This window comes from Lysinibacillus sphaericus (genome assembly GCF_002982115.1).
GTDB classification, from domain to species: domain Bacteria; phylum Bacillota; class Bacilli; order Bacillales_A; family Planococcaceae; genus Lysinibacillus; species Lysinibacillus sphaericus.
In genome coordinates this window covers 3600934-3616568 of sequence record NZ_CP019980.1, presented here as the reverse complement: position 1 = coordinate 3616568, position 15635 = coordinate 3600934, and the positions used below count along the sequence as shown (strand labels likewise).

General features: G+C 38.8%; 13 protein-coding genes. All 13 read left to right on the top strand.

Translation table 11 applies throughout. The features are described from left to right. Nucleotides 1-64 precede the first annotated feature (64 nt). Complete coding sequence (gene ylqF, locus LS41612_RS17920; protein WP_024362052.1) at nucleotides 65-940, top strand: ribosome biogenesis GTPase YlqF; 876 nt, start codon at nucleotides 65-67, stop codon at nucleotides 938-940. Between the two features lie 279 nt (nucleotides 941-1219). Continuing rightward, a complete protein-coding gene (rnhB, locus tag LS41612_RS17915) occupies nucleotides 1220-1975 on the top strand; it encodes a ribonuclease HII (protein ID WP_024362051.1) in 756 nt (251 codons plus the stop codon). 15 nt (nucleotides 1976-1990) lie between these two features. Next, nucleotides 1991-3886 (top strand): TP0910 N-terminal domain-containing protein, encoded by a 1896-nt coding sequence (locus LS41612_RS17910; protein ID WP_024362050.1) that lies wholly within the window; start codon nucleotides 1991-1993, stop codon nucleotides 3884-3886. Then, nucleotides 3883-4206 (top strand): EscU/YscU/HrcU family type III secretion system export apparatus switch protein, encoded by a 324-nt coding sequence (locus LS41612_RS17905; RefSeq protein WP_024362049.1) that lies wholly within the window; start codon nucleotides 3883-3885, stop codon nucleotides 4204-4206. The genes LS41612_RS17910 and LS41612_RS17905 overlap by 4 nt, the downstream gene beginning before the upstream one ends. 140 nt (nucleotides 4207-4346) lie before the next feature. Beyond that, entirely contained in the window at nucleotides 4347-5507 is a 1161-nt protein-coding gene (sucC, locus tag LS41612_RS17900) for an ADP-forming succinate--CoA ligase subunit beta (protein WP_024362048.1), read from the top strand. Nucleotides 5508-5524: 17 nt separating this feature from the next. Further along, on the top strand, nucleotides 5525-6427 hold the full coding sequence (gene sucD / locus LS41612_RS17895; protein WP_024362047.1) for a succinate--CoA ligase subunit alpha: 903 nt from the start codon (nucleotides 5525-5527) through the stop codon (nucleotides 6425-6427). A 222-nt stretch (nucleotides 6428-6649) separates the two neighbouring features. Further along, on the top strand, nucleotides 6650-7546 hold the full coding sequence (gene dprA, locus LS41612_RS17890; RefSeq protein WP_024362046.1) for a DNA-processing protein DprA: 897 nt from the start codon (nucleotides 6650-6652) through the stop codon (nucleotides 7544-7546). A gap of 91 nt (nucleotides 7547-7637) precedes the next feature. Further along, entirely contained in the window at nucleotides 7638-9716 is a 2079-nt protein-coding gene (gene topA, locus LS41612_RS17885; RefSeq protein ID WP_024362045.1) for a type I DNA topoisomerase, read from the top strand. Between the two features lie 18 nt (nucleotides 9717-9734). Next, the gene (gene trmFO / locus LS41612_RS17880) at nucleotides 9735-11048 is read left to right on the top strand and encodes an FADH(2)-oxidizing methylenetetrahydrofolate--tRNA-(uracil(54)-C(5))-methyltransferase TrmFO (RefSeq protein ID WP_024362044.1); all 1314 of its coding nucleotides are present in this window, start codon (nucleotides 9735-9737) and stop codon (nucleotides 11046-11048) included. A gap of 285 nt (nucleotides 11049-11333) precedes the next feature. Then, nucleotides 11334-12233, top strand: coding sequence for a tyrosine recombinase XerC (xerC, locus tag LS41612_RS17875; protein ID WP_024362043.1), 900 nt, complete (start codon nucleotides 11334-11336; stop codon nucleotides 12231-12233). A gap of 22 nt (nucleotides 12234-12255) precedes the next feature. Next, a complete protein-coding gene (gene hslV / locus LS41612_RS17870) occupies nucleotides 12256-12801 on the top strand; it encodes an ATP-dependent protease subunit HslV (protein WP_024362042.1) in 546 nt (181 codons plus the stop codon). Further along, nucleotides 12801-14201, top strand: a complete 1401-nt coding sequence (gene hslU, locus LS41612_RS17865) for an ATP-dependent protease ATPase subunit HslU (RefSeq protein WP_024362041.1) — start codon at nucleotides 12801-12803, stop codon at nucleotides 14199-14201. The genes hslV and hslU overlap by 1 nt, the downstream gene beginning before the upstream one ends. A gap of 86 nt (nucleotides 14202-14287) precedes the next feature. Further along, nucleotides 14288-15067 carry a GTP-sensing pleiotropic transcriptional regulator CodY gene (gene codY / locus LS41612_RS17860; protein ID WP_024362040.1) on the top strand — a complete coding sequence of 260 codons (780 nt, stop codon included), beginning with the start codon at nucleotides 14288-14290 and terminating at the stop codon, nucleotides 15065-15067. Nucleotides 15068-15635: the final 568 nt, after the last annotated feature.

Below are 15635 nucleotides of genomic sequence, written 5' to 3'. Positions count from 1 at the left end.
TTCGATTTTAAGGCATTCGCACTGAATTGGGCGAATGCGCTTTTCTTATTTAGGAGGTATAGAAATGACTATACAATGGTTTCCAGGGCATATGGCGAAGGCACGCCGTGAAGTAACAGAAAAATTAAAGCTAGTAGATATTATATTTGAATTAATCGATGCTCGCTTACCATTATCTTCGAGAAATCCGATGATTGATGAGGTCATTAACCAAAAGCCGCGTCTACTTATTTTAAATAAATCAGATATGGCGGATGAGCACGAAACACGCAAATGGGTAGAATATTTTGCACAGCATGGCCATAAAGCAGTGGCAATCAATTCGCTTGAAGGAAAAGGACTACAACTTGTGACCAAGGCGGCACAAGAAATATTAAAAGAAAAATTTGACCGCATGAAGTCAAGAGGGATGAAGCCGAGAGCCATTAGAGCAATGATTGTTGGAATTCCAAACGTGGGAAAATCCACACTTATTAATCGCTTAGCAAAGAAAAATATTGCGAAAACAGGCAATATGCCTGGTGTGACAAAGGCGCAACAATGGATAAAAGTCGGCAAGGAACTAGAATTACTAGATACACCAGGAATTTTATGGCCTAAGTTTGAAGACCAAGAAGTAGGCTATAAGCTGGCTTTAACAGGTGCTATTAAAGATACCATTACTAACATGGAAGATTTGGCGGTATATGGGTTACGATTTTTATCGACACATTATCCAACACGTATGGAAGAACGCTATGGTTTTCAGTTTATGCATGACGACTTAGTGGAAACGTTTGACCATATCGGCAAGCTTCGTCGTGTTTTTGGAGCAGGTGGAGAAATCGACTACGATCAAGTAGCCCAGCTAATCGTACGAGATATTCGTGGATTACTATTAGGAAAGCTAACATTTGACTTTGTTGATGAACAGCTTGAAAAAGAAGCGATACAGCAATAATGTGTGAAAAAGTGATAGGGACAAACCTTTAAAAGAGACAAAATTGCTTGTAACTTCCACTAACCGAGAGCACTAGTTGGTAAATCCTACAGAGGTGCACATAGTGAAAGAGGTATCAGGTGAAAAGCAAACACCGTAACGAACATTTACAGCAATGCAAAAAGTGTTAGATTGATTGCCGTCAATCTAACACTTTTTCCTTTTGTCCTAGCCTTTTTCTTTTAGGAATAGTAGATATTGCCGATAAATGATATAGAGTAAGATAAAGGGAGTAAAATGATGAAAACGATTAAAGAGATTACAGCAGCACTAAAAATAGCTGAGGATTGGCAAGAATGGATGGCGGCAATTGAAACCGACGAACGTGCAGGTGTGCAGAAAGCATGGCATAGTTGGAATAAACGCCAAGAAAAGAAACGACAGCTATTGGAAGAGCATCAAGCGAAGATTGACTTCGATCAGTGCTATGGTGGTGAAAATGCCTTCATCGCAGGTGTAGATGAAGCAGGGCGCGGGCCTTTAGCAGGACCTGTTGTAACCGCAGCTGTTATTTTGCCAAAAAACTGTGAAACTCTTGTAGGATTAAATGATTCGAAGCAGTTAACAAAGGAAAAACGCAATGTTTTTGCAGCATTGGTGAAAGAACATGCCATTAGCTATTTCATTCATTTTCAATCAGCACAAACGATTGATGCACTGAACATCTATGAAGCGACAAAGCAATCGATGAAAACAAGTGTGGAATCCTTGTCCATTAAACCGGATTATGTGCTAGTCGATGCTATGACACTACCAATCACCATTCCACAGGATTCGATTATTAAAGGCGATGCAAAAAGTTTAGCCATTGCAGCAGCTTCTATTTTAGCGAAAACAGCTAGGGATGAGTATATGGAACAATTGGACAAAGAATTTCCTATGTATGGCTTTGCACAGCATGCGGGCTACGGTACAAAACAACATTTAGAGGCACTTGAAACATTCGGACCAACGATACATCATCGCAAGTCTTTTGAACCTATAAAATCGATGTAAGAAAGGAGTAATTAGATGACAGCAACATCGTTTAATCCAATACAAATGCAACAAACTACTTTAACTCCAGCAAATCAACCGCTGGCATTAAAGCAAGGACAAGTATTTCATGGCACGATTAAACAATTATATCCAGATCAAACGGCAGAGGTCCAAGTAGGCAATCAAAAACTGATTGCTAAACTGGAAGTACCGCTAAAAGCAGGGGATGCCCATTTCTTTCAAGTAACAGGGACAAGCCCTCAAACAGAGTTAAAAGTTGTTACAGGACCGATGGGGCAAGAGGTTTCTACAAACCAACAAATAAATCAGCTACTAGATTCGATGAATTTGCCAAAAACGTCAGAAATGCAACAGGTGTTAGCGCACTTTATTAAGGCTCAAATACCGATTTCTAAAGAGCAACTTATGCAAGCTGAAATGTGGATGAAGGCATTGCCTGAAGGTGTGACAAAGATGGATGCCTTACAAGCGCTTCAAAAAATGGTTGAGCTAAAAATGCCAATGACGCAAGATGTATTTCAAGCACTTGTTAGTGGGCAAAAAACATCTGGTATGTCGGCAATAATGGATAATTTTACACAGTTATTAGCGAAGGATACAGCATTACAACCCAATGTGAAACAAAATTTGATGCAACAAGTGTTAGCGATTGCAAAACCCTTCGAGGCAGAAACAGGTACGTTACTGCTCGCAAAATCGATTCAACTTTTAACTAATAACGCAGCATCAACAAGTGAACGATTACAAGCTTTAACTCTATTAAAAGAAGCGGGTATTTTACCGCAACAAGCAACTTTACAAAATTGGTCGTCTCTAAATGAAGCAAAAGCTGTGCAACAAGGTCAACTTCAGCAGGCTGGCCAAGTAATCCAAACAATTTTAGCAACAAAACCAGAAAATAAGCAACAGCTTATTGAACAGCTAAAATCTTGGACAGCGAGCCAAAATTTATTGAGCAATGAGCAAAAGCAACAGCTGAACCAAATGATTGATCGATTTAACCAATTACCAACTAATAAACAAACATTGGAAATTTTTGCGAAGCAAATGCAAGAACAACTAATCAAAGCGTTCGCTCACAATGCACCCGAACGGTTATTTACGCAAGATGGTAATGCGCTTTCTGTAAAAGAACATTTATTATCACTGTTTAAGCAAGAGTCGACAATTCCAGTACAAAATGACGCGCTGATGCGAAATCTTGTAAAACAAAGTACGGAGGCACCACAACCAACTATTCAACGCATGCTTACAGAAGCTGATGCACATGTACGAAATTCAATGGATAGTAAAGCGATGGAGCATGCCCTTAAAACGGTATTGAAAAGTTTAGGCATTAGTTACGAGGCTACGCTTAGTAGTAAATCAGCGGATTTGCAAGCAATTGCACACCAATTAAAACCACAGCTTCATACATTGCTTCAAGAAGCTCAAATAACGCCACAACTAAGGGAAGCAGCTGAACTGTTAATGACACGCATGAATGGGATGCAACTTGTGTCAGGAGAAAATGGTCATCAACACCAGCTCGTGATGCAAGTGCCCCTTGAATTTTTTGGAAAGAAAATGGATGCCACGTTACAATGGAATGGGCGTATGAAAGAAGACGGAAAGATTGATGCCAACTACGCACGAATATTGTTTTATTTACAAATGGAGTCAATGAAAGAAACCGTAATTGATATGCAAGTTCAAAATCGTGTCGTCACTGTCACAGTATTTAATGAAAATTCAGATATTGATTTTCAGGCAGAACCTCTAAAAACAGCATTGAAATTAGGGCTTGCAAAAAAAAATTATCAGCTATCGGGAGTCTTTATTAAACAATTTGAAAAAGCTCAACTTGAAAAAACAACCCCTGTAGTACAACAGCAGGAGGAAATTAGTGGGGTGGATTTCCGCATATGAGTGAAGAAAAAAAGACGCGTAAAGAAGCGATTGCCCTCACTTATAAACAAGGACAATTTGATAGCCCATCTGTCGTAGCAAAAGGAAAAGGGAAAGTGGCTGAAAATATATTGGCCCGTGCAAGTGAACATGATGTGCCGATATATGAGGATCCGAATCTTGTTCAATTACTTGGACAATTAGATTTAAATGAGTCAATACCTGAAGAATTATATCAAGCGGTGGCTGAAGTGTTTGCTTTTATTTATCATCTAGACCAACAACATAGCAAAAATATAGAAAAAATAAAGAATTCTGATTTCAAGAATTCTCTGTTTTAGTACACGAAGTAGAAGAAAACGTCATAATTTTAGATAAAATTCGAACAAAAGACAAAGTGTAGACTTTATCAGAATCTTTCGTTAGAATAGATTATGTTAGTAAAACAATTTTATGCAAATGTTTGATGGGAGGATGTATTATGAATATCCATGAATATCAAGGGAAAGAGATTCTGAGAAAATATGGTGTTGCAGTACCCAATGGAAAAGTTGCTTTTTCCCCTGATGAGGCAGTGAAGGTAGCGAAGGAACTTGGCTCAAATGTAACCGTGGTCAAGGCGCAAATTCATGCAGGTGGACGCGGTAAAGCTGGTGGTGTCAAAATCGCAAAAAACCTTGATGAGGTGCGTACATACGCAAAAGAGTTATTAGGTAAAATTTTAGTAACTCATCAAACAGGTCCAGAAGGTAAAGAAGTAAAACGCTTGTATATTGAAGAGGGCTCTGATATCCAAAAAGAGTATTATTTAAGTTTAGTATTAGACCGCGCTACTTCTCGTGTAACATTTATGGGTTCAGAAGAAGGCGGTATGGATATTGAAGAAGTAGCTGAAACAAATCCAGAAAAAATCTTCAAAGAAGTTGTTGATCCAGTAATTGGACTAACAAGCTTCCAAGCACGTCGTATGGCGTTTAATATGAATATTCCAGCAAACCTAGTAGGGAAAGCTGTTAAATTAATGTTAGGTTTATATCAAGCATTTATCGACAAAGATGCTTCAATAGTAGAAATTAATCCACTTGTTGTCACTGGACAAGGAGAGGTTGTAGCACTAGATGCTAAATTTAATTTTGATGCCAATGCGTTGTATCGTCATAAAGATATTGTCGAATTACGCGATTTTGATGAAGAAGATCCAAAAGAAATCGAAGCATCGAAATATGATCTTAGCTATATTTCACTAGATGGCAACATTGGCTGTATGGTAAATGGTGCGGGTCTAGCAATGGCAACGATGGATACAATTAGTTACTATGGCGGTAGCCCCGCTAACTTCCTTGATGTAGGGGGCGGCGCAACAGCAGAGAAAGTAACAGAAGCTTTCAAAATTATCCTTTCTGACTCAAATGTAAAAGGTATTTTCGTTAATATTTTCGGCGGCATTATGAAGTGTAACATTATCGCTGATGGTGTAGTAACAGCAGCCAAAGAAATCGGTTTATCTGTACCGTTAGTAGTACGTTTAGAAGGTACAAACGTAGAGCTTGGTAAAGAAATCTTAAATGCATCAGGTTTAAACATCGTGGCAGCAGACTCAATGGCTGACGGTGCACAAAAAATTGTGGGACTAGTAGGCTAAGGAAGGCAGGGAGAACAATGGCTGTATTTATTAATAAAGATACAAAGGTAATTGTACAAGGGATTACAGGCGAAACAGCGCTATTCCATACGAAGCAGATGCTTGATTATGGTACAAAAATCGTAGCAGGCGTAACACCTGGTAAGGGAGGTCTTGAAATTGAAGGCGTACCTGTGTTCAATACTGTAGCTGAGGCTGTAGCAGCAACAGGTGCAACAACATCGGTTATTTATGTACCAGCACCTTTTGCAGCAGATGCCATTTTAGAAGCTGTTGATGCTGAGCTAGAATTAACAATTTGTATTACAGAACATATTCCTGTCCTTGACATGGTGAAGGTTAAACGCTTTATGGAAGGCAAAAAAACACGCCTAGTTGGTCCAAACTGTCCAGGTGTTATTACGGCTGATGAGTGTAAGATTGGTATTATGCCTGGTTATATTCATACAAAAGGGCATGTTGGTGTAGTTTCACGTTCTGGCACATTAACGTATGAAGCGGTACACCAATTGACGCAAGCTGGTATTGGTCAAACAACGGCTGTAGGTATCGGAGGAGACCCTGTAAATGGGACTAACTTTATCGATGCCCTTGAAGCATTCAACAATGACCCTGAAACATATGCAGTTGTCATGATTGGGGAAATTGGTGGTACTGCTGAAGAAGAAGCAGCTGAGTGGATTAAAGCAAATATGACAAAGCCGGTTGTTGGCTTTATTGGTGGACAAACAGCACCTCCAGGGAAACGTATGGGACATGCAGGTGCCATTATTTCTGGCGGTAAAGGAACGGCTGCTGAAAAAATTAAAGCAATGAACGAAGCTGGTATTGAAGTTGCTGAAACACCTTCTGTTATCGGCGAAACACTTATTAAGGTAATTAAAGAAAAAGGGCTATACGAAAAATGTAAAACCCATTAAAATGGAAGATGTAGCACATTGTGGCTACATCTTTTTCTCTGTCTCGGTAGATGGTAAACCTGTTCGTAGCTTTACAAACGGCGGTGTTTGTACAGTTACATGCTAAACGCACACAACAAAAGTCGACAAGGCGAAGCTACAGGACGGGTCATATTCTATTTTTTTGTGCTGAAATAACAATTGCGGTCATTTAATTTCTTCTATTATAAAGGAGGTTTTTAAATGATTTTCTCAGTAGATACACAGAGATTACTAGCTATGCATTATATATATCCATTACCACTCCAAAAACTTCAACAATTATTGTCCCCGGTGGATGTATTGAGTTATTTTGAAGAAGCGCACCCTGAAGAGATTGCGGGTGTATTGCAAATAACATGGCAAAAAGCGCTGCTAATGATTCGGAATTTTCAACGTGTTCGACACTTGCCATTTGAAGAGGCTTACGCACAAGCAAATATTTTCCCCATACCATTTAATCACCCATATTTCCCGGCGCAATTATTTGAAATACCTAGTCCACCTACTGTATTGTATGTGAAAGGTCAGTCTGCTCTGCTAGCAAGAGATAAACGGATAGCTATAATAGGCTCTAGAAAGGCTACAGCCTATACAAGAACGGCAATGGACTTAATCGTCCCTCCGCTTGTTGCGCACGAATATACGGTTGTCAGTGGGCTTGCACGAGGTGCTGATACAATGGCTCATGAAGCGACGATTAAATTTGGTGGACAAACAATTGCCGTGTTAGGTCATGGTTTTCATTATGTCTATCCTAAGGAAAACCAAGCACTTGCTCAGCACATGGCAGAAAACCATTTACTTGTTACAGAGTATCCACCTTATATGCGACCGGCAAAATGGCAATTTCCTATGCGTAACCGGCTAATAAGTGGTCTGACTCAAGCAATCGTTGTCACGGAGGCTGCGCTAAAAAGTGGGACGTTAATTACGACAGAATGCGCATTAGAGCAAGGCAAAGATGTATTTGTCGTTCCCGGACCGATTAATAAAGAGCAGTCAAAAGGGACAAATAAATTACTTATAGAAGGAGCTATACCCGTGTGCGATGGTCACCAAATCGTTGAAACACTTTCGCTCTTTTCTAGCAAAAATTGAAAAAAAGTTGCATTATCTTAAAATCTGTTATACATTTTGCAACAGGTAACTTAAAAAATTAGCAATAGACCTCGCTAAGGGGGAGACATAGATGGCGGATTATTTAGTGATTGTAGAATCACCAGCAAAAGCAAAAACAATTGAACGTTATTTAGGAAAAAAATATAAAGTAAAAGCATCTGTTGGACATGTGCGTGACTTACCACGAAGTCAAATGGGTGTAGATACTGAAAATAATTACGAACCTAAATATATTACAATTCGCGGAAAAGGACCTGTTTTACAGGAACTGAAGTCTGCGGCTAAAAAAGTGAAGAAAGTCTATCTAGCGGCCGATCCAGACCGCGAGGGAGAAGCGATTGCTTGGCACCTTGCGACGGCATTAAATATTGATATTAATTCAGACTGTCGAGTTGTTTTTAATGAAATTACAAAAGACGCGATTTTAGATTCCTTTAAAAACCCACGTGCCATAAATATGGACTTAGTGGATGCTCAACAAACACGTCGGATGTTAGATCGTCTAGTAGGCTATAATATAAGCCCAATTCTTTGGAAAAAAGTAAAGAAGGGCTTATCAGCAGGTCGCGTACAATCGGTTGCACTTCGTATGATCATTGATCGTGAGAATGAAATTAAAAACTTCCAACCAGAAGAGTATTGGACGATTGAAGGCTCTTTTGAAAAGGGCAAAAAGACATTCGATGCACTGTATTACGGTAACGGCAAAGAAAAAATCAAATTATCGAATGAAGAGCAAGTAAAGTCGATTTTAAAAAATGTCAAAGGTACAGCATTTGAAGTTGTCAATGTGACGAAAAAAGAACGTAAACGAAATGCTGCGCCTGCTTTTACGACATCTTCTTTACAACAAGAAGCAGCGCGAAAGTTAAATTTCCGTGCGAAGAAAACGATGATGCTGGCACAGCAATTGTATGAAGGTATTGATATTGGTAAAAAAGAAGGTACAGTAGGTTTAATCACGTACATGCGTACAGATTCAACACGTATATCTGAAACTGCAAAAGCGGAAGCGGTTTCTTATATTGAGACAAAGTATGGGAAAGAATATATCTCGACAGAAACAAAGCAGGCCAAAAAAGCATCGAATGCGCAAGATGCCCATGAAGCCATTCGTCCAACAAGTACGATGCGAACACCGGATGAGTTAAAAACAGTGCTTAGTCGCGATCAGCTACGCTTATACCGTTTGATTTGGGAGCGCTTTATTGCGAGTCAAATGGCCCCTGCTGTTTTAGATACAGTGGCTGTAGATCTTCAGAATAATGATGCTTTATTCCGTGCAAACGGTTCACAGGTCAAATTTGCCGGATTTATGAAACTCTATATTGAAGGTACAGATGATCAAACAGAAGAAACGACGAAACTTCTACCGGAAATGGAAATCGGCGATCAGGTGACATCACTTGAAATCGAACCGAAGCAACACTTTACACAGCCTCCACCGCGTTATTCAGAAGCGCGTCTTGTGAAAACAATGGAAGAGTTAGGAATAGGACGACCGTCGACATATGCACCGACCCTCGATACAATTCAACGCCGCGGCTATGTTGTGCTTGATGCCAAAAGATTTATGCCGACAGAGCTAGGTGAAATTGTCCACCAACAAATGCTGGAATTTTTCCCTGATATCATCAATATCGAATTTACAGCAAAAATGGAACAAGATCTCGATGATGTTGAAGAAGGTAGTCGTAAATGGGTTGAAGTAATCGATGATTTTTATAAAGACTTTGAAGTTCATGTCAAGCATGCGGATGCTGAAATGGAGAAAGTAGTAATTAAAGATGAACCGGCTGGCGAGGATTGCGAAAAATGTGGTTCACCAATGGTATTCAAACTGGGGCGCTATGGAAAATTTATGGCTTGCTCGAACTTCCCAGATTGCCGAAATACAAAAGCAATTATGAAGCCAATCGGGGTTAAATGCCCTTCTTGTGAAACAGGTGAAATTGTTGAGCGTAAAAGTAAAACAAAGCGTTTATTTTATGGATGTAATCAATATCCAGAATGCGAATTTGTATCATGGGATAAACCGATTAGTAGACCATGCCCGAAATGTAGTGCATTATTAGTAGAGAAAAAATTAAAAAAAGGTGTACAAATTCAGTGTACGAAATGTGACTATGAAGAGACACCAACACAATGATAGGAAGATGGTAAGAACATGACTGAACTAGTTGTAAATGTAATAGGTGCTGGCCTTGCAGGAAGTGAAGCGGCTTGGCAAATTGCTAAACGTGGAGTAAAAGTTAAACTTTATGAAATGCGCCCTGTTAAACAAACACCTGCCCACCATACTGATAAATTTGCAGAGCTTGTTTGTTCAAACTCGTTACGTGCTAATACACTGACAAATGCAGTAGGTGTTATTAAAGAAGAAATGCGTTTATTAGACTCTGTTATTTTAAAAGCAGCTGATGCATGCTCAGTACCAGCAGGTGGTGCACTTGCAGTTGACCGTCATGAGTTTGCAGGCTATGTAACGGAAGCGGTAAAAAATCACCCACTAGTGGAAGTAATACATGAAGAAGTTACAGAAATTCCAGAGGGCATTACGGTTATTGCAACAGGCCCACTGACTTCAAAAGCACTAGCTGAAAAAATTCAAGGATTAACAGGTCTCGACTATTTATATTTCTATGATGCAGCTGCACCAATTATTGAAAAAGATAGCATCGATATGGATAAAGTATATTTAAAATCTCGTTATGATAAAGGTGAAGCGGCTTATTTAAACTGTCCTATGACAAAAGAAGAATTCGATCGTTTCCGCCAAGCATTGATTGAAGCAGAAGTTGTGCCATTAAAAGAATTTGAAAAAGAAATTTATTTTGAAGGCTGCATGCCAATCGAAGTAATGGCAGCTCGTGGTGAAAAAACAATGTTATTTGGACCGATGAAGCCAGTAGGGCTTGAAGATCCAAAAACAGGTAAACGACCATATGCGGTAGTACAATTGCGCCAAGATGATGCAGCAGGTACCCTTTACAATATCGTAGGTTTCCAAACGCACTTAAAGTGGGGGCCGCAAAAGGAAGTACTACAACTAATTCCTGGACTAGAAAATGTTGAAATCGTACGCTATGGTGTAATGCACAGAAATACTTTCATTAATTCACCGAAAGTTTTAGAGAAAACATATCAGTTACGTGAACAAAAAAATATTTTCTTTGCTGGTCAAATGACGGGTGTAGAAGGTTATGTAGAATCAGCAGGAAGCGGTTTAATTGCTGGCATTAATGCGGCACGTTTAGCATTGGGACAAGAACCAATTATTTTCCCATTCGAAACGGCATTAGGAAGTATGGCGCGTTATATAACAGAAGCACAATCGAAAAACTTCCAACCGATGAATGTCAACTTTGGCATATTCCCTGAATTACCACCTGGACGTCGTTCAAAACCAGAACGTGCAGAAATGCATGCTGCACGTGCAATGAGCACAATTCAAAATTTTGTGAATTCACAAACAATTTAATTGCCAAAAGCCTCTAAAAGTTGATATACTCTTAGAGGCTTTTTCTTTTATGTAGACAAAATGCTTATTTACACGTATTTTATTATTTTGTATAGAGATTTTCTCAAAATATAACCATTTTCACTTGCTATATTACGAAGATAGGTATAGTGTCAATATGTATGTTTTTTAAAGATTACTAAAGCAACAAATTGATTTAGATGGCCGCAATTGTTTTACCATTTGAATTTGTTGGTAATAGTAATGAGAGAAGGTTACGAATAATTCATTGGTGGTGAATCTTTCATGTTAGTTTCGTCCCAAGAAGCACTTGAACAGTTTATGCTTTACATCCAGGTAGAAAAAAACTTCTCTGTTCATACTGTGCGAGAATATGAATCAGACCTACTGGATTTTTTAGCGTTTTTACAGGCAGAAGGCGTTAATGATTTAGCTAGTGTTGAGTATATACATGCACGTCTATATGTAACGAAGTTGTACGATGAAAAGAAAGCAAGAACTTCTGTATCAAGGAAGATTTCATCAATCCGCTCCTTTTTTCGCTTTCTAAATAAACAGCACGGCTTGGATGATGGCGCTTTTCGATCGCTCTATCATCCGAAAAAAGAATCACGTTTACCAAGTTTTTTTTACGAACAAGAATTAATGCAGCTTTTTGATGCGAATGTAGGCGATGATTTGAAATCGTTGCGCAATATGGCGATTTTAGAGTTATTATATGCAACGGGCATTCGTGTGAGTGAGCTCACATCCATTATGGTAGGGGATATAGATTTCCGTTATTCTATTGTTCGGGTAATGGGTAAAGGAAGAAAAGAACGTATTATACCATTTGGTCAATTTGCGAGTGTGGCTATACAGCACTACATAGAGCAGGCTCGTCCACGTTTGATGAAACAAACAAATCATGAGCAATTATTTGTCAACATGCGTGGTGGGGAACTTACACCACGAGGGGTACGTCATATTTTAAATGAAATGATTGACAAGACCTCACTCCATACGAAAATATACCCACATATGCTTCGCCATACTTTTGCTACACATTTACTGAATCATGGCGCGGATTTACGGACGGTGCAGGAGTTACTGGGCCACGCGCATTTAACTTCAACACAGGTTTATACGCATGTAACAAATGAGCATCTTCGTCAAACATATATGAATGCCCATCCAAGGGCATAATAGAGGCTAAGGAGGAAGGCAAATGGGACAAATCCATGCGACTACGATATTTGCGGTACATCATAACGGCGGGTGCGCTATGGCTGGCGATGGTCAAGTGACACTTGGCAATGCGGTTGTCATGAAAGGAACTGCAAGGAAGGTCAGACGTCTGTTTAATGGTCAGGTGCTGGCAGGCTTTGCAGGGTCGGTAGCTGATGCATTTACACTTTTTGAAATGTTTGAAGCGAAATTAAACGAATATAATGGGAATTTACAGCGGGCTGCTGTAGAAGTAGCAAAACAATGGCGCGGTGATAAAATGCTACGCCAACTAGAGGCGATGTTACTTGTAATGGATAAAAGTACACTACTCCTTGTATCTGGTACGGGAGAAGTGATTGAACCAGACGATGGTATTTTAGCAATTGGTTCTGGTGGGAATTATGCATTATCAGCAGGTCGAGCTCTAAAAAAATATGCAGGTGAAACAATGACTGCCCGAGAGATTGCGGAGGCAGCGTTAGAAACTGCCGCTGAAATTTGTGTATTTACAAACCATAATATTATCGTGGAGGCACTTAACTAATGACACCACAAAACTTAACGCCAAGACAAATTACTGAGCATTTGGATCGTTTTATCGTAGGGCAAAATGAGGCGAAAAGAGCGGTAGCTATTGCATTACGAAATCGTTATCGTCGTTCTCTTCTAGCGGATGATATGAAGGCTGAGGTTATTCCAAAAAATATTTTAATGATTGGACCAACTGGAGTTGGGAAAACTGAAATTGCAAGAAGAATTGCAAAGCTTACGAATGCACCGTTCGTGAAAGTTGAAGCAACGAAATTTACAGAAGTGGGCTACGTTGGACGCGATGTGGAGTCGATGGTACGCGATGTTGTAGAGGCTGCTCATCGTCTAGTGAAGGAAGAGATGATGGAGTCTGTGAAGGAGCAAGCGGAAGAATTGGCAAATGAAGCCATTGTAAAATTACTTGTCCCTTCTTTACGTAAAAAACAGGCTATGCAAAATCCGTTTGAAATGTTATTTGGTGGCAAAGAACAACAAACGCATGATGATACATCTTCTGAAGAAACGGAAGTGCGCTCAAAACGTGCGCAAATCGCAATTGATTTACGCAATGGCAAATTAGAAAATGAGTGGGTTACAGTTGAAGTAACGGAGCAAAGTCCGTCGATTTTTGATGCATTGCAAGGAACAGGAATGGATATGTCTGCAAATAGTGGTATGCAAGACATGTTGTCTAGCTTAATGCCTAAAAAACAGAAAAAACGCAGAGTGCAAGTAAAAGATGCACGTCGTATTTTAACTATAGAGGAAGCAAATAAGCTGATTGACGCAGATGAGGTGTCACAAGAAGCGATTGCTAGAGCAGAACAATCTGGGATTATATTTATTGATGAAATCGATAAAATCGCAAGCAAAGACACGAACTCTTCTGCCAGTGTTTCACGCGAGGGTGTTCAGCGCGATATCTTGCCGATTGTCGAAGGTTCTACTGTGACGACAAAGTATGGGGCGGTCAAAACAGACTACATGCTTTTCATTGCAGCAGGTGCTTTCCATATGTCAAAGCCATCCGATTTGATTCCAGAATTACAGGGGCGATTCCCTATCCGTGTTGAATTAGAAAAATTAACGAAGCAAGATTTTGTTCGTATTTTAAAGGAACCAGATCAATCACTTATTTTGCAATATAAAGCATTGTTAGAAACAGAAGGTGTAGCAATCGATTTTGCAGAAAATGCAATTGAACGAATTGCAGAAATTGCTACAGAGGTTAACCAAGAAACCGATAATATTGGTGCACGTCGTTTGCATACAATTTTAGAACGCTTGTTAGAAGAATTATCGTTTGAAGCTTCTGAAATAGCACCAGCGCAAATTGAAATAACAGCTGCTTATGTTGACCAAAAGCTAGCGGGTATTGTAAAAAACAAAGATTTGTCACAGTTTATACTGTAGGCAAGGCTTGTTAGTATCATTCAATTGTAAAAAACTTTAGAATATTAAATAAATACGGTATGGATTATTTATAGGAGGAACACATAATGAACTTATTAGAAAAAACACGTAAAATTAACTCGATGCTCCAAGCATCTGCAGGTAAGCCGGTAAACTTTAAAGAAATGGCTGACACACTAGGTGATATTATTGACAGCAACGTTTATATTGTGAGCCGTAAAGGTAAGCTTTTAGGTATTTCAATTCACCAACAAATTGAAAATGAGCGTATGAAAAAAATGTTCGAAGAGCGTCAATTCCCAGAAGAATATACACATAGCTTATTTACAATTTCTGAAACATCTTCAAACCTAGATATAAACAATGAACATACTGCGTTCCCTGTAGAAAATAAAGATTTATTCCAAAGCGCTTTAACAACAATCGTTCCAATCGTTGGTGGCGGTGAACGTTTAGGTACTTTAATTTTAGCCCGTTTATCAGCTCAATTTGAAGATGATGATTTAATTTTAGCTGAGTACGGTGCAACAGTAGTAGGTATGGAAATTTTACGTGAGAAATCAGAAGAGATTGAAGAAGAAGCGCGTAGCAAAGCTGTTGTACAAATGGCGATTAACTCACTTTCATATAGTGAATTAGAAGCGATTGAACATATTTTTGAAGAGCTAGATGGTAACGAAGGTTTATTAGTTGCTTCAAAAATTGCTGACCGCGTAGGTATTACACGTTCAGTAATCGTCAATGCATTACGTAAACTAGAATCTGCGGGTGTCATTGAATCACGCTCTCTAGGTATGAAGGGAACTTACATTAAAGTATTAAACGATAAGTTCTTAAATGCACTTGCTGAAATTAAAATGAAATAATTAAAAAAGCTCCCTCAAATGATTTTGAGGGAGCTTTTCACTGTAACTAAGTGTTGTTTTAGTTATCTCAACTATATACATTGTTAATATGTTAAGCCTTACTTAGCTTTTCTTACGTGCAAATGGTATCTCAACAAATGGTATATGTGTCATTTTTGTGAATGGTACCGATCTTGTATTTTTAATAGGGAAAAATATGGTAGGGCTTTTTTAGTAGGGAAATTTAAAATCCATCTTCTGTAAGTGCAATAACTGCATCCTAAGGTCTGTTTATTGTGGAAAAGGGGAGGTAGCTTTAGCAAAACAAAGGGACAATTAAAATCCGTTAAGCAAAGAATTAATGCTTATACGAGAATAACTTGCTAATTTCCGCGTAATTCAATCTTTACATATAAAGAATTTTTCAGAGAAGCAACTGAAAAGTACTCAGTTTGAAGACAGTACATCTGACAATGGGGTATGCATTTCAATAGCCTTTTTTGTCGATGTGCGAAAATTTTCATAATTACATTTCTAGAAGGTTACTTATATAATCATATTAAAAATAGTAAAAAGGGACTTTTTTTTA

Bases quoted from the DNA above. Each gene is read 5' to 3' on its own strand.
- ylqF (WP_024362052.1), top strand. From the start codon at position 65: ATGACTATACAATGGTTTCCAGGGCATATGGCGAAGGCACGCCGTGAA.
- rnhB (WP_024362051.1), top strand. From the start codon at position 1,220: ATGAAAACGATTAAAGAGATTACAGCAGCACTAAAAATAGCTGAGGAT.
- LS41612_RS17910 (WP_024362050.1), top strand. From the start codon at position 1,991: ATGACAGCAACATCGTTTAATCCAATACAAATGCAACAAACTACTTTA.
- LS41612_RS17905 (WP_024362049.1), top strand. From the start codon at position 3,883: ATGAGTGAAGAAAAAAAGACGCGTAAAGAAGCGATTGCCCTCACTTAT.
- sucC (WP_024362048.1), top strand. From the start codon at position 4,347: ATGAATATCCATGAATATCAAGGGAAAGAGATTCTGAGAAAATATGGT.
- sucD (WP_024362047.1), top strand. From the start codon at position 5,525: ATGGCTGTATTTATTAATAAAGATACAAAGGTAATTGTACAAGGGATT.
- dprA (WP_024362046.1), top strand. From the start codon at position 6,650: ATGATTTTCTCAGTAGATACACAGAGATTACTAGCTATGCATTATATA.
- topA (WP_024362045.1), top strand. From the start codon at position 7,638: ATGGCGGATTATTTAGTGATTGTAGAATCACCAGCAAAAGCAAAAACA.
- trmFO (WP_024362044.1), top strand. From the start codon at position 9,735: ATGACTGAACTAGTTGTAAATGTAATAGGTGCTGGCCTTGCAGGAAGT.
- xerC (WP_024362043.1), top strand. From the start codon at position 11,334: ATGTTAGTTTCGTCCCAAGAAGCACTTGAACAGTTTATGCTTTACATC.
- hslV (WP_024362042.1), top strand. From the start codon at position 12,256: ATGGGACAAATCCATGCGACTACGATATTTGCGGTACATCATAACGGC.
- hslU (WP_024362041.1), top strand. From the start codon at position 12,801: ATGACACCACAAAACTTAACGCCAAGACAAATTACTGAGCATTTGGAT.
- codY (WP_024362040.1), top strand. From the start codon at position 14,288: ATGAACTTATTAGAAAAAACACGTAAAATTAACTCGATGCTCCAAGCA.